Source organism: Bradyrhizobium sp. 157 (assembly GCF_023073815.1).
Classification (GTDB): domain Bacteria; phylum Pseudomonadota; class Alphaproteobacteria; order Rhizobiales; family Xanthobacteraceae; genus Bradyrhizobium.
In genome coordinates this window covers 150,679-173,403 of the sequence record NZ_JADPKF010000065.1, presented here as the reverse complement: position 1 = coordinate 173,403, position 22,725 = coordinate 150,679, and the positions used below count along the sequence as shown (strand labels likewise).

The following is a 22,725-nucleotide window of genomic DNA, read 5'->3' as shown; positions in this document are numbered from 1 at the left end:
CAGCCGCTGATGACGTCGCCGAACAGATCCCGCGGCGTGAAGTTACCTCTTCAATTTATCTATCATCTGCTGCGCAACGATCGCGACCTGCCTTGCGCCGTGCGGCACGAGGAAGATGACGATAAACAACAGCACGCCGAACACCGCCCCGGAGAGGCCCTTCGAGATATGTTCGGCGATATTCGGCACGAAGATGATGAAGGCGGCACCCACGATCGATCCCGGCAGCCAGCCGACGCCACCGACGACCATGCCGAGAAACAGCGAGATCGCGAGCGTGATGGTGTAGCTGTCGGGCGCCACGAACTGCACCGCGATGGCGCCGAGCCCGCCGGCAACGCCGGTGATGCCGGCCGAGACGCCGAACGCCAGCGTCTTGTAGAGGGCGACGTCGACGCCCATCGCGGAGGCCGCGATCTCGTTGTCGCGGATCGCCATGAAGGCACGGCCGGAGCGCGAGCGCAAAAGATTGACCGAGGCGATATAGATCCCGATCGTGATCACCAGCGTAAAGTAATACAGCCACATGTCCTGCGACATCGGTAGGCCGAACGGCGCATCGGGCTTGGTCACGACCAGTCCCTGCACGCCGCCGGTCCAGTGCTCGAAGAAGCCGAGCTTCAAGAGTTGTGGCATGGCGACCGCAAGCGCGAAGGTTGCCAGCGCGAGGTAGATGCCGCTCAACCGCAGCGCCGGCTGGCCGAACACGAATCCGAAGGCGAAGCAGATGAGGCCCGCGATCGGCAGCGTCAGCGCGTAGTTCATGCCGCCATGTTCGATCAGGATCGCCGACGTATAGGCGCCGACCGCGTAGAACGCGCTCTGGCCGAGCGAAAATTGGCCGCTTCCGCCGGTCAGGATATTCAACGCCAGAACCGCAAGTCCGTAGATCAGGAGCATCGTCATCTGGAAGATGATGAAGTTCTTGACGAACAGCGGTCCGACGATCAGCGCGGCGAGCACCACGAGCGAGGTGCCCAGGCCGAGCGTCATGGCTCGCTTCGGAACGGCTTCGACGGCCGGTGCTTCTGTGACGACTTCCTCAGCAGCGCTCATGATCAAACTCGCTTCACGATGGGCCGGCCCAACAGCCCAGCCGGTTTGACGACCAATACGGTGATGATCAGCGCAAGCGCGATCGGTAGCTTCAACTCGTTACCGACGCCGGGAATGTACGTCCCGGCGAGATTCTCAAAAACGCCGACCAGGAATCCGCCGACCACCGCGCCGAGCGGGCTGGTCAGGCCGCCGAGGACGGCCGCGGCAAATCCGTAGATCAGCACGCCGCCCATCATGTTCGGCTCCAGGAACACGACAGGTGCAATCAGGATGCCGGCAATCGCGCCGATCGCCGACGCCATGCCCCAGCCCAGTGCGATCATCCACGACGTGTTGATGCCGACCAGGCGAGCCGATTCAGGCAGCGAAGCGGCCGCGCGCATCGCAAGGCCGATCCGAGTAAACTGAAAGAAGAAGTAAAGTGCGAGCAGCAGCAGCAACGTGACGCCGATCATGCCGGCCTGGTGGGTCGAGATGAGCTGGCTGCCGAGGAAGGGCGAGGATCCGAACGGTGTCGGATACTGCTTGATCGTGAAGTCCCAGATCAGCCCGGCACAACTGTTGACGATCGCAAACAGGGCGATGAAGCCGGCGACGTTGGTCAGGACCGGCGCCTTGGCAAGCGGTTTGAACAGCAGCCGCTCGATGATGATACCGCCGGCAAAAGAGATGACCAGCGTGATCAGAAACGCCCACCAGTAGGGTATGCCCCACTGCATGAGTTGCCAGGAAATGAAGGTTGAAAACATCGCCATTTCGCCCTGGGCGAAATTCAGGTGGTCGATCGCCTGGTAGATCATCACGACCGCGAGCGCCATACAGGCATAGATCGCGCCCGTGGCGATGCCGGCCAGGACTTGGTTGATAAAAAGTTCCATGGCCGCTCCTCAATAACCCAGATAGGATTTACGGACGTCTTCGTTGTTCGCGATTTCGGCAGCGCTTCCCGACATCACGATGCGTCCGGTTTCAATTACGTAGGCCTTGTCGGCGAGCTCCAGCGCAAGCTGCGCGTTCTGCTCCACTACCAGAATGGTGACCTTGTCCTCGCGGTTGATCTTGCCGAGGATCTTGAACAGTTCACGCACGATCAGCGGCGCCAGTCCGAACGAGGGTTCGTCCAGCAGCATCAGCCGCGGACGCAGCATCAGCGCGCGGGCGACCGCGAGCATCTGCTGCTCGCCGCCCGAAAGTGTGCCGGCCTGCTGGGTGTGCCGTTCCTTCAGCACCGGGAAGTGCTCGTACATGCGCTCGATGTCGGCCACCACGCCTTTCCTGTCGTTGCGGGTGATGGCCCCTAACTGCAGGTTTTCCTCCACCGTCATGGTGGTGAAGGTGCCGCGGCCCTGCGGCACATGCGCAATGCCGAGACGGACGACATTCTCGGTCGATTTGCCGGAGAGCGGCTTGCCCTCGAACTCGATCGCGCCGGTGGAGCGCACCATGCTGCAGATCGCCCGCAAGGTGGTGGTCTTGCCGGCGCCGTTGGCGCCGAGCAGCGTGGTCAGGCTGCCCTCGTTGAGCGAAAAGCTCAGGCCGTGGAGCGCCTGGACCTGGCCGTAATAGGCGCGCAGATCCTTGACGTTGAGCATCGCGGTCATTGGTCTTTGCTCCCCAGATAGGCTTTGATGACATCTGGGTCGGCCTGGACCTGGGCCGGTGTTCCCTCGGCGAGCTTGCGGCCGAAGTTGAGTGCGACGACGTGGTCGGCGATCGACATCACCAAACCCATGTGATGTTCGACCAGCAGTACGGTCATGTGGCGCTCGTCGCGAATGCGCTTGATCAGATCGCCAAGCACGTGGACTTCTTCGTGATTGAGACCGCCAGCAGGCTCATCGAGCAGCAGGATCTTGGGATCGGCAGCAAGTGCGCGCGCCAGCTCGACTCGTTTTTGGGTACCGAACGGCAGGCCCGAGACGATGGTGTGGGCGACGTCATCGAGGCCGAGATAGGTGACGATCTCGTGGACGTGCCTGTTGAGCTCGGCCTCGCCACGACGCACCCAGCCCAGTCGCAAGGAGTCGCTGATGATGTCGCTGTTGGAACGGGAATGGGTCCCGACGCGAACGTTGTCGAGCACCGAAAGATTGGGAAACAGCGCGACGTTCTGGAAGGTGCGGCCGATGCCGATCTCGGCGATCCGGTGCGGCGGCCGCGTCAGGATGCTCACGCCTTCCATCAGGATATCGCCGGAAGACGGCTGATAGAGTCTGGAGAGGCAATTGAACAGCGTCGTCTTGCCGGCGCCGTTTGGCCCGATCAGACCGAGGATTGCGCCCTTGTGCATGTCAAAGGACACACCGTTGAGCGCGATGATGCCGCCGAACACGACGCTGACGTCGCGGACCGCGAGCAGGGGAGCATTGCCCTGCGCGAGCTGTGCCTGCGTCATCGCGTCCCGCCCGCCCTGATCACGGAGCGGGAATGACCGTGCAACTGTTTTTGCCGGTCACGGTGAAGGCTATCTGATCCCCTCGGCCAAACGTGCAACTCTTCCTCCTGCTTTCGACTTCTTGTTCTCTGATTTTTTTGATTGCGGTGCTGCGCCGCCCAGCGCTGCTTCGATGTTCCTTACCATCGTGACAAGACGAGGTCCAATGTCGTTGATCAAACGATCTTCCGTGAAGCGGAAAGCGGGCGCGCCGCAATTGAATGCGTATGGTCCGGTTCCGTCGCTCAGCTTCAACGGCACACCTACGGCGTGCACATCGTCCTGCCATTCGCCGGCAGAGATAGTGAATCCGTGACGCGCGAGCATTTCGCCCGCACGCTCGATGCCGTCACGCATTTTGGGCCAGCGGTTGCCGTAGTGGTCGCGTAGTTCGCGCAACAAGGAGGCACGTTCGTCGTCGGGCAGTGCCCAGATGTAGGCTCGCCCCATCGCGGTGGTCGCGATCGGAACGCGTGAGCCGACGTCAAGCTGCACACCAAGCAGCCCGGTGCGGCTCTGGCCGAAATAGATCATGCTGTGGCGGTCGCGTCCGCCGACCGCGACGGCGCCGCCGGTTTCGCGCATCAGGGCCTCGCGATAAGGCTCGGACAAATGCCGAACGCCGAGATTGGCAAGGGCGGCATACCCCAGCGCCATGGCTGATGGCGCGAGCTGATACTTCTCGAAACGCGGAACGGGTGTAAGATAGCCGAGTTTGGTCAGGGTGTAGGTCAGCCGGGAAATGGTTGGCTTCGGCAGTTTGGTACGGGCGGCAAGTTCTTGATTGCCAAGAAGCCCGTCATTGGGTTGGAATGCGCGCAACACATCGAGTCCGCGCGAAAGCGCGACGACGAAGCTGCGATCACTCGCCACTTTCTTCCCTGGACGCTTCATTCCCTGCCGCTGCTGATGAGCTCGTTGACAAGGGACGTGCTTCAAAATAACCCTCGCTGTCAAGGTGTGGAATTAAATTTCGCAGTGCGAAATTGCGAAAATGACGACCGTAGCCACTCAACGCAAGTCGAGCGGCAATCCAAGAACAAACGATCCAGGGAGAGTCCCGTGAACGAAGTCGTAAAACTCGAGCGTCATGACGTTATCGCCATCGTCACGGTCAACAGTCCTCCCGTTAACGCGCTGAGCGCCGCGGTGCGCGGCGGTATCTTCGAATGCATGAAGAGCGCGATCGCGGATTCGGAAGTGAAGGCGATCGTGCTGACCTGCGCAGGCCGTACCTTCATCGCCGGCGCCGACATTACCGAATTCGGCAAACCGCCGAAGCCTCCGGGCCTCGCCGAGGTGCTTGATCTCATGGAGAACTCGCCGAAGCCGATCATCGCGGCCATTCACGGCACGGCGCTCGGCGGCGGTCTCGAAGTCGCGCTGGCATGCCACTATCGCGTCGCGGTCAAAGAAGCGAAGCTCGGCCTGCCCGAGGTGAAGCTCGGCCTGTTGCCGGGCGCTGGCGGCACCCAGCGCCTGCCGCGCGCAGTCGGCCCCGAACTCGCGGTCAAGATGATCGTCAGCGGTGACCCGATCGGCGCGGCGGAGGCGCTCAAGAACGGCCTGATCGAGGAAATCGTCGAGGGGCCGGCGTCGGGCGGTGAAGCTTTCGCGCGCAAGGTGCTGGCGGAGAAGCGCCCGCTGCGCAAGCTGCGCGACGATGACAGCAAGCTCGCTGCCGCCAAGGCCGACATCTCGATCTTTACCAACGCAGTCGCCGCATTGACCAAGAAGGCGCGCGGGCTGGAAGCGCCGTTCGCCGCAGCCGATGCGGTACGCGCCGCGATCGAGTTGCCGTTCGACGAAGGGTTGAAGAAGGAGCGTGAAGGTTTCCTCAAGCTGGTCTCCAGCGACCAGTCCAAGGCGCAACGTTACGCCTTCTTCGCCGAGCGCGAAGCCGCCAAGATCGCCGGCGTGCCCGATGGAACAAAACCGCGCCCAGTCGAACGCGTCGCTATCATCGGCGCCGGCACCATGGGCGGCGGCATCGCCATGTCCTTTGCCAATGCCGGTATCCCGGTGACGCTGATCGAGACCGGCGAAGAACAGCTCAAGCGCGGCATGGGCGTGATGCAGAAGAATTACGAGGCGACCGCGGCGCGCGGCGGTATTCCCGCCGATGCCCCCGCCAAGCGCATGGGCCTGATCGACGGCAAGGTCGGTCTCGAGCACGTCAAGGACGCTGACCTTGTGATCGAGGCCGTGTTCGAAACCATGGCGGTCAAGAAGGAAGTGTTCGAGGCGCTCGACAAATACGCCAAGCCCGGCGCGGTGCTGGCTTCCAACACTTCCTATCTCAACATCGACGAGATCGCGAAAGTCACAAAGCGTCCGCAGGACGTGCTCGGCATGCACTTCTTCTCGCCGGCCAACGTGATGAAGTTGTGCGAGATCGTGCGTGCCGACAAGACCGCGCCGGATGCACTGACGACCGCGGTGTCGATCGCGCGCAAGATTGCAAAAGTGCCGGCCGTGGTCGGCGTCTGCGACGGCTTTGTCGGCAATCGCATGCTGGCCCAGCGCGGCAAGCAGTCGGAAAAGCTGTTGTTCGAAGGCGCGTTGCCGCAGCAGGTCGACGCTGTGGTGACGAAGTTCGGCATGCCGATGGGCCCGTTCGCGATGAGCGATCTCGCCGGTCTCGATATCGGCTGGCGTTCGCGCAAGGACCGCGGCATCAAGTCGGAAATCGCCGACGCGCTGTGCGAGGCGGGACGTTTCGGCCAGAAGACCGGCAAAGGCTACTACAAATATGAGGGCGGCTCGCGCGCGCCGCTGCCCGATCCCGAAGTCGAGAAGCTGATCGACGAGACGCTGCAGCGCATGGGCCGCAAGAAGCGCGTCGTCAGCGACGACGAGATCTTGGAGCGCATGATGTACCCGATGATCAACGAGGGAGCGCGCATCCTCGAAGAGGGCATCGCGGCGCGGCCGAGCGACATCGACGTGATCTGGCTCTATGGCTATGGCTGGCCGATCTATCGCGGCGGCCCGATGTACTATGCCGACCAGGTCGGGCTGAAGCACATCGCGGACCGGCTGTCGTACTATGCGAAGGAGACCAATGATCCCTCGCTCGAACCGGCACCATTGCTCAAGCGCCTCGCCGCTGAAGGCAAGACGTTTGCGTCGCTGGCCCAGCAGTCGAAGGCGGCTTGATGCTGACTGTAGGCACAGTCTCTCCGTTCCCTCCCCCCTTGCGGGGGAGGGTCCGGGAGAGGGGTGGCCGCATCGGGACTGCCCGTGTGAACCACGTTCCCCAACCTCGAGAGCGGGCTTCGCTCGCCTCGGACCCCTCAAGGGGGAAGGGAGCCCGCGCAGTTGTGCTCACCTCACGGTCGTCAAAGTGCTTATGACCCATCCCGGCGAGCAGTTCTTTCCGCAAGGCGTCCGCTGGGACGAACCGATCGCATGCGGCACGCTGCCGGACCTGTTGTCGGACGCGGCCGCCGAGTTCGCCGCACGGCCGGCCATCGAATTCCGCGACCGGCCAATCAGCTACAGCGAACTCGAAGCGTTGGTGGAGACCGCCGCTAGCGCCTTCCTCCGAGCGGGCTACGGCAAGAACAGTTCGGTCGCGCTGTTCCTCGGCAATTCGCCCGATCACCCCGTCAATTTCTTCGGCGCGCTGAAGGCCGGCGCACGTGTCGTGCATCTGTCGCCGCTCGACGGCGAGATCGCGCTGTCGCACAAGCTAACGGACTCCGGCGCGCGCGTGCTGGTCACCAGCAATCTATCAGCGCTGTTGCCGACCGCGCTGAAATTCCTCGACAAGGGACTGATCGATCGCCTGATCGTTTGCGAGGACGATCATTGGGGCAAGGTCGGGACCCCCCAAACCGCGCTACCGGCTAATCCGAAGATCGTCACCTACCAGCAATTCACCGGCGGCGCGGCAAAGCCGGCGCAATGGCCCGCGATCTCGGCCGACGATGTCGCGCTGCTGCAATATACCGGCGGCACCACCGGCCTGCCGAAGGGCGCGATGCTCAGCCACGGCAATCTGACTTCGGCGGTATCGATCTACGATGTCTGGGGCAGGCCGGCGCGCGCCGAGCGCAATGCGATCGAGCGCGTGATCTGCGTGCTGCCGCTGTTCCATATCTATGCGCTGACGGTGGTGCTGCTGTCGTCGATCCGGCGCGGTAATCTGATCTCACTGCATCAGCGTTTCGACGTCGAGGCCGTGATGCGCGATATTGAGGTCAAGCGTGCTACCGTTTTTCCCGGCGTGCCGACGATGTGGATCGCGATCGCAGCTCTGCCGGACCTCGACAAGCGCGATCTGTCCTCGCTGGTCAGCGTTGGCTCGGGCGGCGCACCGCTGCCGGTTGAAGTCGCACGGATCCTGGAGCGCAGGGTCGGCATGAAGCTGAAGAGCGGTTGGGGCATGACCGAAACCTGCTCGCCCGGCACCGCACATCCGAAGGAAGGGCCGGACAAACCCGGCTCGATCGGCCTGATGCTGCCCGGCATCGAGATGGACGTGGTGTCGCTGGAGGATCCGACCAAACTGATGCCGGTGGGCGAAACCGGGGAAATCCGCATCCGCGGCCCGAACGTCACCAAGGGCTACTGGAACCGGCCGAAGGAAACCGCCGAAGCCTTTGTCGGCGACCGCTTCCTCACCGGTGATATCGGCTATATGGATGCCGACGGCTATTTCTACCTGGTCGATCGCAAGAAGGACATGATCATCTCCGGCGGCTTCAACGTCTATCCGCAGATGATCGAGCAGGCGATCTATGCGCATCCTGCCGTGCAGGAAGTGATCGTGATCGGCATTCCCGATGATTACCGCGGCGAGGCGGCAAAGGCGTTCATCAAGCTGCGCGCGGATGCAAAGCCGTTCACGCTGGATGAGCTGCGCGCCTTCCTTACCGGCAAGCTCGGCAAGCACGAGCTGCCCGCGGCGGTCGAGTTCGTCAGCGAACTGCCGCGCACGCCGGTCGGAAAACTGTCGCGCCACGAACTGCGCATGCAGCAATCGCAAGTCGCATCGCCGAAACAGCAAGCCGCATCAGGAGGTCGTTCCTAAACTCCGCCGTCGTCCCGGCCTTGAGCCGGGACCCATACGCCGCGGCCTTGCTTCGGGCACATGGGGAGACGGCTTTGTCAATCGTAGAAGCCGGTGGTTATGGGTCCCTGCGTTCGCAGGGACGACGAAACAAAGAGTTCGCGTCACAACGAATGTAATTCATTCGCTCACAAGGAGGATCCGATGGATCTCGCTTTCAGCAAGGAAGAAATCGCGTTTCGTGAAGAAGTGAGAGCCTTCTTCCGCGACAACGTACCGCCGGAAACGCGGCGCAAGATGGTCGAGGGCCGCCATCTCTCCAAGGACGAGATGATCGCCTGGTGGCGCATCCTGAACAAGAAGGGCTGGGGCGTCTCGCACTGGCCCAAGGAATATGGCGGCACCGGCTGGAGCTCGGTGCAGCAGTACATTTTCAACGAAGAGCTGCAGATGCATCCGGCGCCGGCGCCGCTCGCCTTCGGCGTCAGCATGGTCGGGCCGGTCATCTACACCTTCGGCAACGAGAAGCAGAAGCAGTACTATCTGCCGCGCATCGCCAATGTCGACGACTGGTGGTGCCAGGGCTTCTCGGAGCCGGGCTCGGGATCGGACCTCGCCTCGCTGAAGACCAAGGCCGAGCGCAAGGGCGACAAGTACATCATCAACGGCCAGAAGACCTGGACCACGCTGGCCCAGTACGCTGACATGATCTTCTGCCTGTGCCGTACCGACACGTCAGCGAAGAAGCAGATGGGCATCTCCTTCATCGTGTTCAGCATGAAGTCGAAGGGCGTCACCGTGCGCCCGATCGAGACCATCGACGGTGGCCACGAGGTCAATGAAGTGTTCTTCGACGACGTCGAGGTGCCGGTCGAAAACCTGATCGGCCAGGAGAACAAGGGCTGGGACTACGCAAAATTCCTGCTTGGCAACGAGCGCACCGGCATCGCCCGCGTCGGCGTCTCCAAGGAACGGCTGCGCCGCATCAAGGAACTCGCCTCCAAGGTCGAATCGAACGGCAAGCCAGTGATCGAGGACCAGGGCTTCCGCGAGAAGCTGGCTGCCTGCGAGATCGAGCTGAAGGCGCTCGAGCTGACGCAGCTCCGCGTCGTCGCCGACGAAGGCAAGCACGGCAAGGGCAAGCCCAACCCGGCGTCTTCGGTGTTGAAGATCAAGGGCTCGGAAATCCAGCAGACCACCACTGAACTGCTGATGGAAGTGATCGGCCCGTTCGCAGCTCCCTACGACGAGCACGGCGACGACGCCTCCAACGAAACCATGGATTGGACCGCCCAGATCGCGCCGAGCTACTTCAACAACCGCAAGGTCTCGATCTACGGCGGCTCCAACGAGATCCAGCGCAACATCATCACCAAGGCGGTGCTGGGGCTCTAGTCCCGCCACAACAACACCTGTCGTCCCCCGCGAAGGCGGGGGACCCAGTACGCCGCGGCGATCGTGATTACGGCAGGCGGCTGTGGTTACTGGATCCCCGCCTCCGCGGGGATGACGATCGAGAGTGGGGCAACGGCGTGCCCGCATTGAATTCTGGAGAGAGTAAACAACATGGATTTTGATTTGTCCGAGGAGCAGCGCCTTCTCAAGGAAAGCATCGACGGTCTGCTGACCGACTCCTACGATTTCGATGCGCGCAAGAAGTACCAGAAGGAGAAGGGCGGCTGGAGCAAGGCCGTCTGGGGCAAGCTTGCCGAGCAGGGCCTGCTCGGTCTGCCGTTTGCGGAAGCCGATGGCGGCTTTGGCGCGGGTGCGGTCGAAACCATGATCGTGATGGAAGCGCTCGGCAAGGCGCTGGTACTGGAGCCGTATCTCGCCACGGTCGTGATAGGCGGCGGCTTCCTGCGCCATGGCGGCTCGGCCGAGCAGAAGGCCGCGCACATCCCCGGCATCATCGACGGCAGCAAGACTTTTGCCTTCGCCCAGCTCGAGAAGAACTCGCGTTACGATCTCGCCGATGTCTCCACTACGGCCAAGAAGAAGGGCGACGGTTGGGTCATCGACGGCGAAAAATTCGTCGTGCTCAACGGCGAGAATGCCGACACCCTGATCGTGACCGCGCGTACCAAGGGCAGCCGGCGCGACAAGACCGGCGTCGGCGTGTTCCTCGTTCCGGCGAATGCCAAGGGAGTCACCCGCAAGGGCTATCCGACCCAGGACGGGCTGCATGCCGCCGATATCACCTTCACCGGCGTCGAGGTGGGTAGCGACGCTGCGATCGGCGATCCCGAGAACGGCCTGCCACTGATCGAGCGCGTAGTCGATGAAGCCCGCACCGCAATGTGCGCGGAAGCGGTCGGCGCGATGGATGAATCGCTGAAGACGACCGTCGAGTATCTCAAAACGCGAAAGCAGTTCGGTGTTCCGATCGGCAGCTTCCAGACCTTGCAACATCGCGCCGCCGACATGTTCGTCGCCCTCGAACAGGCCCGCAGCATGTCAATGTTCGCGACGATGGCGGCCGATTTCGACGACGCCAAGGAGCGCGCGACCGCGGTGGCCGCTGCCAAGGTGCAGATCGGGAAGTCCGGAAAATTCATCGGCCAGCAATCGATCCAGCTTCACGGCGGCATCGGCATGACCCAGGAAGCCAAGATCGGCCACTACTTCAAGCGGCTGACCATGATCGAGAACACCTTTGGCGACACCGACTACCACCTCCGCCGCGTCGCGGAAGGCGGGCTGGTGTAAGCCACGTGTCGTTGCGGGGCACTGATGTTGCCCCGTCATTGCGAGCGTAGCGAAGCAATCCATAGTGCCGCAAGGTCGGGCATGGATTGCTTCGTCGCTTCGCTCCTCGCAACGACGAGGAAGGATTCAGGGAACAACCAACAATGAAAAACACCCCGTTCGATCTCACCGGCAAGATCGCCGTCATCACCGGCTCCAGCCGCGGCATCGGCCGCTCCTCCGCTGAGCTGCTCGCCAAACTCGGCGCCAAGGTCGTGATCTCCAGCCGCAAGGCCGACGCCTGCCACGAGGTCGCGGAAGGCATCAAGAAGGTCGGCGGCGACGCCCATGTCATTCCCTGCAACATCTCGCGCCGCGAGGAAGTCGAGGCGCTGATCGCAGGTACCACCAAGCACTACGGCAAGGTCGACATCCTCGTCTGCAACGCCGCAGTGAATCCGTATTACGGTCCGCTGCTCGACATCAAGGACGAGGCCTTCGACAAGATCATGGGCAGTAACGTCAAGAGCAACATCTGGCTCTGCGCGCTGGCGATCCCGCAGATGGCGGAGCGCGGCAACGGCTCGGTGGTGATTATCTCCTCCATCGGGGGATTGCGCGGCTCTACCGTGATAGGCGCCTACGGCATTTCGAAAGCGGCAGACTTCGCGCTGTGCCGCAGCCTCGCCGGCGAATGGGGCCCAAAGGGCGTGCGCGTCAATTGCGTCGCGCCGGGTCTCGTCAAAATCGATTTCGCCCGTGCGCTGTGGGAAGACGCCGACCTCCTCAAGCGTCGCACCGCCACCACGCCGCTGCGCCGGATCGGCGAGCCCGACGAAATCGCTGGCGCCGTAGCCTATCTGGCCTCCGATGCCTCCACCTTCATGACCGGCCAGACCATTGTGGTGGATGGCGGCGTGACGACGGCCTCCGTGTAGCCGGTCTCGTGTCCCGGACGCGGTGCAGCGTTCTTCACGCTGCTCCGCAGAGCCGGGATCGATGCTTCGTACCCCAATCATTGGCCCCGGCTTAGCAGCGCACCGCCGGAGTCGCGCGAAGCGCGATCCCGAGGACGCTGCGCTGCATCCGGGGCGCGCGACGGGATATTGACGAACCTCCCTCAATCGGATTGCCTCTCAGCAATCAAAACCTCCCCGGGGAAGCAACGTCATGTCCTTTGTGCTGGCCATCGATCAGGGCACCACGTCTTCGCGCGCCATGGTGTTCCGCAGCGACATCTCCATCGCCGCGACGGCGCAGCAGGAGTTCCCGCAGCATTTTCCGGCGTCCGGCTGGGTCGAGCACGAGCCGGAGGACATCTGGACGTCGACGGTGACGGTCTGCCGCGAGGCGCTGGAAAAGGCCGGCCTGAAAGCAAAAGACATTGCGGCGATCGGCATTACCAACCAGCGCGAGACCACGGTGGTCTGGGACCGCGCCACGGGGCAGGCCGTGCACCGCGCCATCGTTTGGCAGGACCGCCGCACCGCTGACATGTGCGCCAAGCTCAAAAATGAAGGCCACGAGCGTGCGATCTCGGCCAAGACCGGCCTGATCATCGATCCCTATTTCTCTGGCACCAAGGTCGCCTGGATACTCGACCACGTGCCGGGTGCGCGCGAACGCGCCGGCCGCGGCGAATTGATGTTCGGCACCGTCGATTGCTATCTGCTGTGGCGACTCACTGGCGGTAACGTGCACGCCACCGACGCCACCAACGCCTCGCGCACGCTGCTGTTCAACATTCACACCGGCGACTGGGACGACGAGCTCTTGAAGCTGTTGCGCGTGCCGCGCTCGATGCTGCCGGAGGTCAAGGACTCCTCCACCAAGTTCGGCGACTGCGTCGCTGAACTATTCGGCGGCTCCATCCCGATCTCCGGCATCGCCGGCGACCAGCAGGCCGCGACCATCGGTCAGGCCTGTTTCACACCCGGCATGATCAAATCGACTTACGGCACCGGCTGCTTCGCGCTGCTCAACACCGGCACCACGCCGGTCGCCTCGAAGAACAAGTTGCTCACCACCATCGCTTATCAACTGAACGGCAAACGCACCTATGCACTGGAAGGCTCGATCTTCGTCGCAGGTTCGGCGGTGCAATGGCTGCGCGACGGCCTCGGCATTATCAAGCAGGCGTCCGAAACCGGTCCGCTCGCGGACAAGTCCGACTCACTGCAGAGCGTCTATCTGGTGCCGGCCTTCGTTGGCCTCGGCGCGCCCTACTGGAATCCCCGCGTGCGCGGCGCGCTGTTCGGCCTGACCCGCAATACCGGCCCGGCCGAACTCGCGCATGCCGCGCTGGAGAGCGTCTGCTATCAGACCTTCGACCTCTGGGCCGCGATGCGCGCCGATTGGCCGGACGCAACCGCCGCTAACATCGTGCTCCGCGTCGACGGCGGCATGACCGCGTCTGATTGGACCATGCAGCGCCTAGCCGATCTGCTCGACGCGCCGGTCGATCGCCCCATGATCCAGGAGACCACAGCGCTCGGCGCCGCCTATCTCGCCGGGCTGAACGCCGGCGTCTATCCCGAGCCCGGCAAGTTCGCCGACAACTGGCGGCTGGAGCACCGCTTCAAGCCGGCGATGAGCGCGGCGACGCGGGAGCGGAAGCTGGCGGGATGGGCGAGGGCGGTGAAGGGCGTGCTCGCGAGCGATGAAGGGGAGTGACGTCAGTTGATAGTGCCCGACGGCTATTCGGACGTTCCCGCCGGCAAGATCGCCGCTATCGTTACGCATCTGGAGATGACTGAACGGCCCGCGCCGCGTTCCGATCCCGCCGGCGCATGGTCGCTGCGCCGGGTGGAGATGCCGCCGCTCGATTGGTTTCGCGATCTCTATCGTCGCGTCGGCGAGGAATGGCTGTGGTTCTCGCGAATACAGATGCCCGACGCCGAACTCGCGGCGCGGCTCCATTCGCCGCAGCTCGAAGTCTACGCGCTGGTCGACAACGGCCGCGACGAGGGCCTGTTAGAGCTGGATTTTCGCGAGGCCGGCCAATGCGAGATCGGCATGTTCGGCGTCACCGCAAAACTGGTCGGCACTGGCGCCGGCCGCTGGCTGATGAACCGCGCGCTGGAAATCGCGTGGTCGCGGCCGATCACACGCCTCTGGCTGCACACCTGCACCTTCGATCATCCAGCCGCGCTGGCGTTCTATCAGCGCTCGGGTTTTCGTGCCTTCCGGCGGGAGGTTGAGGTGAGCGATGATCCCCGCCTCGACGGCACCGCGCCGCGCGAGGTGGCGCGGCATGTGCCGGTGATTGAGTGAAGCGCCAAAGCGTCCTCATCCTCAGCCGTCATCCCCGCGAAAGCGGGGATCCAGTATTCCAGAGACGTTACGACAGAACCGAGACGCTGCGGCGTACTGGATACTCCGCTTTCGCGGAGTATGACGACTTGTGGGTGGGGTTCGTCAGAGCATTCCCCTAAAACACCTCCTGCTTCCCCCGTTGCATTACTAACCGACGTACTTAGGATAGTGTGCAGCGCAACCCCAAAGCAAACCTCGTCATGCCCCGGCTTGACCCGGGCATCCATCACTCTTCGGAGGAATCTTTCCAACGAGGATGGATGGCCGGGTCAAGCCCGGCCATGACGAGCAGAGAGAAACCATGATCCTGATCGGCCAATACGACTCCCCCTTCGTCCGCCGCGTCGCCATCGCCACGCGGCTCTATGGCATCGACTTCGAGCACAAGCCGTGGTCGACCTTCGGCGATGCCGACAAGATTGCGGCCTATAATCCGCTGCGGCGGGTGCCGACGTTGGTGCTGGACAGTGGCGAGGCGCTGATCGAGAGCGCGATGATCCTGGATTATCTCGACGATCGCGTCGGGCCCGAGAAGGCGATGATTGCGAAGAGCGGCGAGGCGCGCTGGCGGCATTTGCGGATTTGCGCGCTGGCGATGGGGCTTGGCGACAAGGGCGTCAGCCTGTTGTACGAGCGCGTGCTGCGCAAGGAGCAGCTCGATCTCTGGGTCGAGCGCTGCAAGGCGCAGATCGCGGGCGTGCTGGAGGTGCTGGAGAAAGAGCGCGCGGCGGTGAAGACGCCGTACTGGTTCGGCGAGCGCGCCGGCCACGCCGATATCGCGGTCGCCTGCGTGCTGCGCTTTGTCGGCGAGGCACATCCCGAGCTGTTCGACGCCAGCTATCGGGCGCTGAAAGCGCATTCTGCCACTTGCGAGGCGCTGCCGCCGTTTAAGGAAATCGTGCAGCCGCTGGCCCCGCCGAAAGGGTGATTGAGCTGGACGGGGCCGCGCCCGGCCACAGCCGCGGAGCCAGCCCAATCCTACTTTGCATGGGGTCGTTTTCGCGATTTTTTCAGGCCGGCTGCGGCGCGTCCGGGGAGTCGCGCCGCCGGCCGGCCGGCCTCGCTTTCACACCCTAGGCCGCATCGCCTCGGGCGTATCCGGCTGCACCAGCGGATGGGCTTTCGCAAATTCCGGCAGCGCCATCGCGGTCTCGAAGGTGCGCTTCACGGTCGGATAGGTCGTCATATTGACCTGCTGGTTCAGCGCGACGGTGACATGGCCGACCATGCAGATGTCGGCCAGCGTGGGCGTATCGCCATGGCAGAATTCGCCGGTGTCCTCGTGGTCGGCGAGATGTCCCTCCAGCGCCGCCAGCGTCTCGGCGATCCAGTGCCGCCGCCATGCCGCCTGCTGGGTGTCGCGCAGATTCAGCTCGTGGTCGAGATAGCGCCGCACCCGCGGCGTTAGCAGCGGGTGGCCCTCGCAGGCGACCATCAGCGCCAATGCGCGCACGCGGGCGCGGCCGGCGAGATCAGTGGGCAGCAGCGGCGGGGAGGGATATTTCTCGTCGAGATATTCGAGGATGGCGAGCGACTGGAACAGCGCGGTGCCGTCATCTTCGACCAGCGCCGGCAGCGCCATCTGCGGGTTGATCCGGCGATATTCGGGATCGCGATGCGCGTTGGCATCGATGTCGACGAAGATCACTTCAGCCGGCACGTTTTTCAGATTGAGCGCGATTCGAACGCGAAAGCTCGCCAGCGATCGCCAGAAGGAGAAGAACTTCATGGGAGGAGCCTCAGGCACTGTGTCATGCCCGGGCTTGACCCGGGCATCCATCACCTTCGTAAGAGTCTTTAAGATGGATCACCGGGTCAAGCCCGGCGATGACGAAGTTGTTCCTGTACTTCTTCCCCTCTCCCCTTGTGGGAGAGGGCGGATCGAATGAGCGAAGCTCATTCGAGACGGGTGAGGGGTTCTCTCCGCGGATAGAACCCCTCATCCGGCGCTTCGCGCCACCTTCTCCCACAAGGGGAGAAGGGAAGAAAGCGGTTCTACGCCCCCACCGCCTTCTTCCGCCAGGCCAGATGCACCGCGCAGGCGCAGCCGGGCGGGTGCGAGGCCAAATCGTTGGAGGTCATGTCGTTGGCGGGAACGGCCGCGATCGACGCTGGTTCTTTCGCCGCCTGTTCCTGCGAGGGAATATAATTCAGCACCGGCGCCAACCAGCGCTCGGTCTCGGCCACGCTCATGCCCTTGCGCGCGGCATAGTCCTCGACCTGATCGCGCTCGATCTTGCCGACACCGAAATAGAAGCTTTCGGGATGGGAGAAATAAAGTCCTGACACCGACGAGCCGGGCCACATCGCAAAGCTCTCGGTCAACTTCACACCGGCTGTCTTCTCCGCATCGAGCAGGCGGAATAGCGTCGCCTTCTCGGTGTGGTCGGGCTGCGCGGGATAGCCGGGGGCCGGGCGAATGCCGGCATACTGCTCGAGGATGAGCTGATCAGAGGTTAGCGCCTCGTCCGGCGCGTAACCCCAGAATTCCTTGCGGACGCGCTGATGCATCCGCTCGGCAAAAGCTTCTGCGAGGCGATCGGCCAGCGCCTTGCACAGAATCGAGGAGTAATCGTCATTGGCGTTCTTGAAGCGGTCGGCCACCGCGTCCTCGCCGATCCCCGCCGTGACCACGAAGGCGCCGATATAATCAGGCAAGCCCGAGGACACCGGCGCGATGAAATCCGACAGCGCGGCGTTGAAGCGGCCCTCGCGCTTCTCCAGTTGCTGGCGCAGCGTGTGGAAGGTCGCGATCTTCTTGGCGCGCGCATCGTCGGCATAGACAGCGATATCGTCGCCATCAGCATTGGCCGGCCAGAAGCCGATGGTGGCGCGGGCCTTGAACCATTTCTCCTTGATGATGCGGTTGAGCATCTTGCGCGCGTCGTCATAGAGCGAGCGCGCGACTTCGCCGATCTTGGGATCGTCGAGGATGGCGGGGAAGCGCCCGGTCAATTCCCAGGTCTGGAAGAACGGCGTCCAATCGATGTATTCGGCGAGCTCCGCAAGGTTGTAGGCGTCAAAGCTCTTGATGCCGAGGAACGCCGGTTTCTTCGGCGGTGCCTTGGCGAAGTCAATCTTGACCGCATTGGCGCGCGCGTCCGCAAGCTTCAGCCGCTTCTTGTCGGCCTGCGCCCGGAAATGCGCCGCGGAGATCTTGGCGTACTCGGCGCGAATGTCGGCCGCATAGGCCTCGCGCCTGTCCGGCGAGAGCAGCGACGACGCGACGCCCACCGCGCGGCTGGCGTCGTTGACATGCACCACCGGACCACCCTTGTAGTTCGGGTCGATCTTCACGGCCGTATGGACGCGGCTCGTGGTGGCGCCGCCGATCAACAGCGGCATCTTCATGCCCTGCCGCTCCATTTCGCCGGCCAGAAAACTCATCTCGTCGAGCGAGGGCGTGATCAGGCCCGATAGCCCGATGATATCAGCGCCTTCGGCTTTCGCCGTCTCGATGATCTTGTTGGCGGGAACCATGACGCCGAGGTCGATCACCTCGAAATTGTTACATTGCAGCACGATGCCGACGATGTTCTTGCCGATGTCGTGGACGTCGCCCTTGACGGTCGCCAGCACGATCTTGCCGGCGGCGTTGCGGCCGTCGCCGGTGACGCCATTGGCGAGGTTGCGCGCCTTCTCCTCTTCCATGAACGGCATCAGATAGGCGACCGCCTGCTTCATCACGCGCGCCGATTTCACCACCTGCGGCAGGAACATCTTGCCGTCGCCGAAGAGATCGCCGACGATATTCATGCCCGCCATCAGCGGCCCTTCGATCACGTTCAGCGGCCGCTCCACTGTCAGCCGAGCGGCCTCGGTGTCTTCCTCGATGAACTCGGTGATGCCGTGCACCAGCGCGTGGCTCAGCCGCTTTTCGACGGGCCATTCGCGCCAGGCGAGATCCTGCTCCTTGCTCTGCTTCTCCTTGCCGCGGAATTTTTCGGCGAGCGCCAGCAGCCGCTCGGACGCGCCGGGGTCACGGTTGAGAATGACGTCTTCGCACACCTGCCGCAGCTCGGCATCGATGTCGTCATAAACGATCATCTGGCCAGCATTGACGATGCCCATGTCCATGCCGGCATGGATGGCGTGATACAGAAACACCGAGTGCATCGCCTCGCGCACCGGCTCGTTGCCACGGAACGAGAACGAGAGGTTGGAGACGCCGCCGGAAATATGCGCGCCCGGCAGGTTCTGACGGATCCATCGCGCCGCCTCGATGAAGTCGACGCCGTAATTGTTGTGCTCTTCAAGACCCGTCGCGATCGCGAAAATATTCGGGTCGAAGATGATATCCTCTGGGGGAAAGCCGACCTCGTTGACGAGGATGTCGTAGGCGCGCTTGCAGATATCGGTCTTGCGCGCAAACGTATCGGCCTGGCCGATCTCGTCGAATGCCATCACCACGACGGCTGCGCCGTGGCGGCGCGCGATGCGGGCTTCGTGGATGAATTTCTCCACGCCTTCCTTCATCGAGATCGAGTTCACGACCGGCTTGCCCTGAACGCATTTCAGGCCTGCCTCGATCACGTTGAATTTCGAGGAGTCGACCATCACCGGCACACGCGCGATGTCGGGTTCGGCGGCGACGAGGTTGAGGAACGTCACCATCGCGGCCTCGGAATCGAGCAGGCCCTCGTCCATGTTGACGTCGATGATCTGCGCGCCGTTCTCGACCTGGTCGCGCGCCACTTGCAGGGCCGCAGTGTAATCGCCCGCGGTGATCAGCTTGCGGAATTTCGCCGAGCCGGTGACGTTGGTGCGCTCGCCGACGTTCACAAAGGGGATCGCCGGAGTCAGTTCGAACGGCTCGAGCCCCGAGAGCCGCAGCCGCGGCTCGATCACGGGCACGATACGCGGCTTGTGCGGGGCGACCGCGGCAGCTATCGCGGCGATATGGTCGGGCGTGGTGCCGCAGCAGCCGCCGACGATGTTGACGAGGCCCGCTTCGGCGAACTCGCCGATCAGCCGCGCCATGTAATCCGGCGTCTCGTCGTACTGGCCGAACTCGTTGGGCAGGCCGGCATTCGGATAGGCGCACACCAGCGTGTCGGCGACACGGCCGATGTCGGCGATATGGGCACGCAGGTCTTCCGCGCCGAGCGCGCAGTTGAAGCCGACGGTGATCGGCTTGGCGTGGCGGATCGAATTCCAGAACGCTTCCGGTAATTGCCCGGAGAGTAGGCGGCCGGATTTGTCGGTGATGGTCCCGGAGATCATCACGGGCACGTCGATGCCGCGTCCTTCCGTGATCTCCGAAATCGCATAGAGCGCTGCCTTGGCGTTCAGCGTGTCAAAAATGGTTTCGACCAGCAGCAGGTCAGCGCCGCCGTCGAGCAGGCCGTTGACCTGTTCGCCATAGGCCTTGCGCAGATCGTCGAAGGTGACGGCGCGGTAGCCGGGATTGGAAACGTCGGGCGAGATCGAGGCGGTGCGGTTGGTCGGGCCCAGCGCGCCGGCAACGAAGCGCTGTTTGCCGTCCTCGGCCGAGACGCGCTCGGCGGCGGCGCGGGCAAGCCTGGCGCCATCGCGGTTTAGTTCATAGGCGACGTCCGACATGTCGTAGTCGGCCTGCGCAATCGAGGTGGACGAAAACGTGTTGGTCGCGACGATGTCGGCGCCGGCGCGCAGATAGGCGGCGTGGATGTCTTCGATCGCCTTCGGCTGCGTCAGTATCAGGAGGTCGTTGTTGCCCCTGATATCGCGATGGAAGTGCTTGAAACGCTCGCCGCGAAATGCGGCTTCGTCGAACTGCAGGCCCTGGATCATGGTGCCCATGGCGCCGTCGAGCACCAGGATGCGCTCGCGGGCGGCGGCGAGCAGAGCGGTTCGCTTCGGCGAAATCGAAGAAATCATCGGATCAGGCGGCTTTCTGTGCGCCATTGGGGCGAATGCCCAGCAAATGGCTGATCGCGAACACGAGGTCCGCGCGGTTCATGGTGTAGAAGTGAAAGGTGTCGACGCCGTGCTTGGCGAGCTTGTGCACCTGGCCGGCGGCGACGGTGGCGGCCACCAGCTTGCGCGTCTCGGCGTCGTCGTCGAGTCCCTCGAACTTGTCCGCCAGCCAGTCCGGCACGGTCGTGCCGGCGCGGGTCACAAAGCTGCGCGCCTGCTTGAAATTGTGCATGGGCATGATGCCGGGGACGACCGGGATGTCGATGCCGCGGGCGCGGACGCGGTCGAGATAGCGGAAGTAGAGGTCGTTATCGAAGAACACCTGGGTGATGGCCCGCGCCGCGCCGGCGTCGACCTTTGCCTTTAGTGTATCGATATCGGCGTCGATCGTCGGGCTCTCCGGATGTTTCTCCGGATAGGCGGACACCGAGATTTCGATATCGGGAAAGCGCTTCTTGATGCCTGCGATCAGGTCGGGCGAACTTTGATAGCCGTCCGGATGCGCGTGATAGGCAGTGCCGATGCCGGTGGTTGGATCGCCGCGCAGCGCTACGATGTGGCGGACGCCGATCTCGTGATAGCGCGCCACCACGTCGTCGATCTCGCCCTTCGGCGCGCCGACGCAGGTCAGGTGCGCGGCAGGCGTTAGGCGCGTCTCTTTCAGGATGCGGGCAATGGTCGAATGGGTCCGCTCGCGGGTCGATCCGCCGGCGCCATAGGTCACCGAGACGAAATTGGGCGCGAGCGGCGCCAGCCGGTTGATGGTCTCCCACAAGCTCCGCTCCATCTCTTCGGTCTTGGGCGGAAAGAACTCAAAGGAGATCTTTGGCGAATGCAGCGCGCGATGGCCGTCCAAAACGGGGGGCGTAACCTCGGTCATGGCACTTCACAAAGCTCCGAAACTATGGGCGGACGTCAGCCGTAGCGACGAGGAGCTAAAATAAGCGAAACAGGGCTGACCAAACAGCCCATTCGAGATGGGAAATAGCCCAATCTTTGCAAGATATATGAAACTATGCCTTAGCTGAAGGTGTAGTTGGGCTGCGTTGGCGGAAATTTACCCAGTAAATACAATAAGTCTGGAAAATGATTATCTCCTGCGGATATATTTACTGGTGGGCAACGGTAAACAATAGCGAATTTGTCACATTTCGTCCCACTCCAGCGCTGGGATGTGGCGCTCTTTCCCCACAAGCGCGGGCCTGCTCTGCGCCGGCCAGGCCTTTGTCGCCTCCGGTTGCCGCACTAGTTTAGCGCCATGATCCCGCTTTCCGTCCTCGACCTCTCCGTCGTCACCACCGGCACAAAACCCGCCGCGGCGCTGCAGAACAGCATCGACCTGGCGCGCCACGTCGATGGGCTCGGCTATGTCCGCTACTGGCTCGCTGAGCACCACAATCTGGCGTCGGTGGCGAGCCCCGCGCCTGATTTGATGATCGGGCAGATCGCCGCGGTGACCAAAAACATCCGCGTCGGCTCCGGTGGCGTGATGCTGCCCAACCATGCGCCGCTGGTTGTGGCCGAGCGCTTCAAGATGTTGGAGGCGCTGTTTCCCGGCCGCATCGATCTCGGCCTCGGCCGCGCGCCCGGCACCGATGGCGCGACCGCGCATGCGCTGCGCAGCCGGCTCGATCGGCGCGAGGGCGACGATTTTCTCGAACGGCTGAGCGAACTGGTGTTGTGGGAGACCCGCGGCTTTCCCGCCGGCCATCCCTACAACAGCGTCGTGGCGATGCCGGACGATACGCCGCTGCCGCCGATCTGGCTGCTCGGCTCCTCCGACTACAGTTCGGAATTGGCGGCGCAGGTCGGCATGGGCTTCGCATTCGCCCATCATTTCGCGTCCTATGACGCGATCGCGGCGATGACGAACTACCGCAGCCACTTCAAGCCGTCCGGCTGGCGGGAGACCCCGCACGGCATTCTCGCCGTCGCAGCGGTCGCCGCCGAAACCGATACGGAAGCCGAAAGGCTCGCTTCGTCCATGGACCTCAACCGGCTGCGCCGCGACCGCGGCCAATATTTGCCGCTGCCCAGCGTCGAGGAAGCGCTGGCCTATGACTACTCCGACGCCGAGCGCGCCTCGGTCATGCGTAACCGCTCACGGCTGTTCGTCGGCAGCCCGGCGACCATCATGGCGAAGCTGCAGCCGATGATTACGGCCAGCCAGCCGGACGAGTTGATGATCATCACCGCCGTCTACGATCACGATGCACGCAAGAAGTCATATGGTCTCTTGGCCGATGCGTTCGGGCTGAGCAAGAAAGTCGCCGCCTAGATCGTGATGACTTTTCTGCGAATCTATATCTCATTCTTT

At 63.2% G+C, this 22,725-nt stretch carries 17 protein-coding genes; 9 read left to right on the top strand and 8 right to left on the bottom strand.

All coding sequences use genetic code 11. The annotated features are described in order from the left end of the window. Nucleotides 1–42: 42 nt before the first annotated feature. From IVA95_RS14450 to IVA95_RS14430, 5 genes are all read right to left on the bottom strand, one after another. Complete coding sequence (locus tag IVA95_RS14450) at nucleotides 43–1,056, bottom strand: branched-chain amino acid ABC transporter permease (protein ID WP_247511074.1); 1,014 nt, start codon at nucleotides 1,054–1,056, stop codon at nucleotides 43–45. 2 nt (nucleotides 1,057–1,058) lie between these two features. Continuing rightward, nucleotides 1,059–1,937: a branched-chain amino acid ABC transporter permease gene (locus tag IVA95_RS14445; protein ID WP_247511073.1), complete on the bottom strand. Its 879-nt coding sequence runs from the start codon at nucleotides 1,935–1,937 to the stop codon at nucleotides 1,059–1,061. Nucleotides 1,938–1,946: 9 nt separating this feature from the next. Then, complete coding sequence (locus IVA95_RS14440; protein ID WP_247511072.1) at nucleotides 1,947–2,660, bottom strand: ABC transporter ATP-binding protein; 714 nt, start codon at nucleotides 2,658–2,660, stop codon at nucleotides 1,947–1,949. Then, nucleotides 2,657–3,454 (bottom strand): ABC transporter ATP-binding protein, encoded by a 798-nt coding sequence (locus tag IVA95_RS14435; protein ID WP_247511071.1) that lies wholly within the window; start codon nucleotides 3,452–3,454, stop codon nucleotides 2,657–2,659. Before IVA95_RS14435 ends, IVA95_RS14440 begins: the two co-directional genes overlap by 4 nt. A gap of 69 nt (nucleotides 3,455–3,523) precedes the next feature. Further along, entirely contained in the window at nucleotides 3,524–4,387 is an 864-nt protein-coding gene (locus tag IVA95_RS14430) for an IclR family transcriptional regulator (RefSeq protein WP_247511070.1), read from the bottom strand. A gap of 168 nt (nucleotides 4,388–4,555) precedes the next feature. On the opposite strand from IVA95_RS14430, the gene IVA95_RS14425 reads away from it, so the two are divergent. The 8 genes from IVA95_RS14425 to IVA95_RS14390 all read left to right on the top strand — a co-directional run bounded on the left by IVA95_RS14425 (nucleotide 4,556) and on the right by IVA95_RS14390 (nucleotide 15,438). Beyond that, entirely contained in the window at nucleotides 4,556–6,652 is a 2,097-nt protein-coding gene (locus IVA95_RS14425) for a 3-hydroxyacyl-CoA dehydrogenase NAD-binding domain-containing protein (protein WP_247511069.1), read from the top strand. A gap of 193 nt (nucleotides 6,653–6,845) precedes the next feature. After that, on the top strand, nucleotides 6,846–8,531 hold the full coding sequence (pimA, locus tag IVA95_RS14420) for a dicarboxylate--CoA ligase PimA (protein ID WP_247511068.1): 1,686 nt from the start codon (nucleotides 6,846–6,848) through the stop codon (nucleotides 8,529–8,531). Nucleotides 8,532–8,714: 183 nt separating this feature from the next. Continuing rightward, a complete protein-coding gene (gene pimC / locus IVA95_RS14415; RefSeq protein ID WP_247511067.1) occupies nucleotides 8,715–9,905 on the top strand; it encodes a pimeloyl-CoA dehydrogenase large subunit in 1,191 nt (396 codons plus the stop codon). Between the two features lie 171 nt (nucleotides 9,906–10,076). After that, a complete protein-coding gene (pimD, locus tag IVA95_RS14410; protein WP_247511066.1) occupies nucleotides 10,077–11,216 on the top strand; it encodes a pimeloyl-CoA dehydrogenase small subunit in 1,140 nt (379 codons plus the stop codon). A 143-nt stretch (nucleotides 11,217–11,359) separates the two neighbouring features. Next, nucleotides 11,360–12,133: an SDR family oxidoreductase gene (locus tag IVA95_RS14405; protein ID WP_247511065.1), complete on the top strand. Its 774-nt coding sequence runs from the start codon at nucleotides 11,360–11,362 to the stop codon at nucleotides 12,131–12,133. 232 nt (nucleotides 12,134–12,365) lie between these two features. Continuing rightward, on the top strand, nucleotides 12,366–13,868 hold the full coding sequence (gene glpK / locus IVA95_RS14400) for a glycerol kinase GlpK (protein WP_247511064.1): 1,503 nt from the start codon (nucleotides 12,366–12,368) through the stop codon (nucleotides 13,866–13,868). A gap of 6 nt (nucleotides 13,869–13,874) precedes the next feature. After that, the gene (locus tag IVA95_RS14395) at nucleotides 13,875–14,468 is read left to right on the top strand and encodes a GNAT family N-acetyltransferase (protein ID WP_247511063.1); all 594 of its coding nucleotides are present in this window, start codon (nucleotides 13,875–13,877) and stop codon (nucleotides 14,466–14,468) included. 343 nt (nucleotides 14,469–14,811) lie between these two features. Next, nucleotides 14,812–15,438: a glutathione S-transferase family protein gene (locus IVA95_RS14390; RefSeq protein WP_247511091.1), complete on the top strand. Its 627-nt coding sequence runs from the start codon at nucleotides 14,812–14,814 to the stop codon at nucleotides 15,436–15,438. Nucleotides 15,439–15,576: 138 nt separating this feature from the next. Here the strand turns inward: IVA95_RS14390 and maiA are convergent, their stop codons facing one another. The 3 genes from maiA to metF all read right to left on the bottom strand — a co-directional run bounded on the left by maiA (nucleotide 15,577) and on the right by metF (nucleotide 21,288). Beyond that, nucleotides 15,577–16,239 carry a maleylacetoacetate isomerase gene (maiA, locus tag IVA95_RS14385; protein WP_247511062.1) on the bottom strand — a complete coding sequence of 221 codons (663 nt, stop codon included), beginning with the start codon at nucleotides 16,237–16,239 and terminating at the stop codon, nucleotides 15,577–15,579. Between the two features lie 266 nt (nucleotides 16,240–16,505). Continuing rightward, complete coding sequence (gene metH, locus IVA95_RS14380; protein WP_247511090.1) at nucleotides 16,506–20,369, bottom strand: methionine synthase; 3,864 nt, start codon at nucleotides 20,367–20,369, stop codon at nucleotides 16,506–16,508. Between the two features lie 4 nt (nucleotides 20,370–20,373). Continuing rightward, a complete protein-coding gene (metF, locus tag IVA95_RS14375; protein WP_247511061.1) occupies nucleotides 20,374–21,288 on the bottom strand; it encodes a methylenetetrahydrofolate reductase [NAD(P)H] in 915 nt (304 codons plus the stop codon). A gap of 378 nt (nucleotides 21,289–21,666) precedes the next feature. On the opposite strand from metF, the gene IVA95_RS14370 reads away from it, so the two are divergent. Beyond that, entirely contained in the window at nucleotides 21,667–22,686 is a 1,020-nt protein-coding gene (locus IVA95_RS14370; protein WP_247511060.1) for an LLM class flavin-dependent oxidoreductase, read from the top strand. Nucleotides 22,687–22,725 lie beyond the last annotated feature (39 nt).

What these genes read in the sequence shown, in the direction of transcription:
- IVA95_RS14450 (WP_247511074.1), bottom strand. Translation starts at nt 1,056, where the DNA reads ATGAGCGCTGCTGAGGAAGTCGTCACAGAAGCACCGGCCGTCGAAGCC.
- IVA95_RS14445 (WP_247511073.1), bottom strand. Translation starts at nt 1,937, where the DNA reads ATGGAACTTTTTATCAACCAAGTCCTGGCCGGCATCGCCACGGGCGCG.
- IVA95_RS14440 (WP_247511072.1), bottom strand. Translation starts at nt 2,660, where the DNA reads ATGACCGCGATGCTCAACGTCAAGGATCTGCGCGCCTATTACGGCCAG.
- IVA95_RS14435 (WP_247511071.1), bottom strand. Translation starts at nt 3,454, where the DNA reads ATGACGCAGGCACAGCTCGCGCAGGGCAATGCTCCCCTGCTCGCGGTC.
- IVA95_RS14430 (WP_247511070.1), bottom strand. Translation starts at nt 4,387, where the DNA reads ATGAAGCGTCCAGGGAAGAAAGTGGCGAGTGATCGCAGCTTCGTCGTC.
- pimA (WP_247511068.1), top strand. Translation starts at nt 6,846, where the DNA reads ATGACCCATCCCGGCGAGCAGTTCTTTCCGCAAGGCGTCCGCTGGGAC.
- pimC (WP_247511067.1), top strand. Translation starts at nt 8,715, where the DNA reads ATGGATCTCGCTTTCAGCAAGGAAGAAATCGCGTTTCGTGAAGAAGTG.
- pimD (WP_247511066.1), top strand. Translation starts at nt 10,077, where the DNA reads ATGGATTTTGATTTGTCCGAGGAGCAGCGCCTTCTCAAGGAAAGCATC.
- IVA95_RS14405 (WP_247511065.1), top strand. Translation starts at nt 11,360, where the DNA reads ATGAAAAACACCCCGTTCGATCTCACCGGCAAGATCGCCGTCATCACC.
- glpK (WP_247511064.1), top strand. Translation starts at nt 12,366, where the DNA reads ATGTCCTTTGTGCTGGCCATCGATCAGGGCACCACGTCTTCGCGCGCC.
- IVA95_RS14390 (WP_247511091.1), top strand. Translation starts at nt 14,812, where the DNA reads ATGATCCTGATCGGCCAATACGACTCCCCCTTCGTCCGCCGCGTCGCC.
- maiA (WP_247511062.1), bottom strand. Translation starts at nt 16,239, where the DNA reads ATGAAGTTCTTCTCCTTCTGGCGATCGCTGGCGAGCTTTCGCGTTCGA.
- metH (WP_247511090.1), bottom strand. Translation starts at nt 20,369, where the DNA reads ATGATTTCTTCGATTTCGCCGAAGCGAACCGCTCTGCTCGCCGCCGCC.
- metF (WP_247511061.1), bottom strand. Translation starts at nt 21,288, where the DNA reads ATGACCGAGGTTACGCCCCCCGTTTTGGACGGCCATCGCGCGCTGCAT.
- IVA95_RS14370 (WP_247511060.1), top strand. Translation starts at nt 21,667, where the DNA reads ATGATCCCGCTTTCCGTCCTCGACCTCTCCGTCGTCACCACCGGCACA.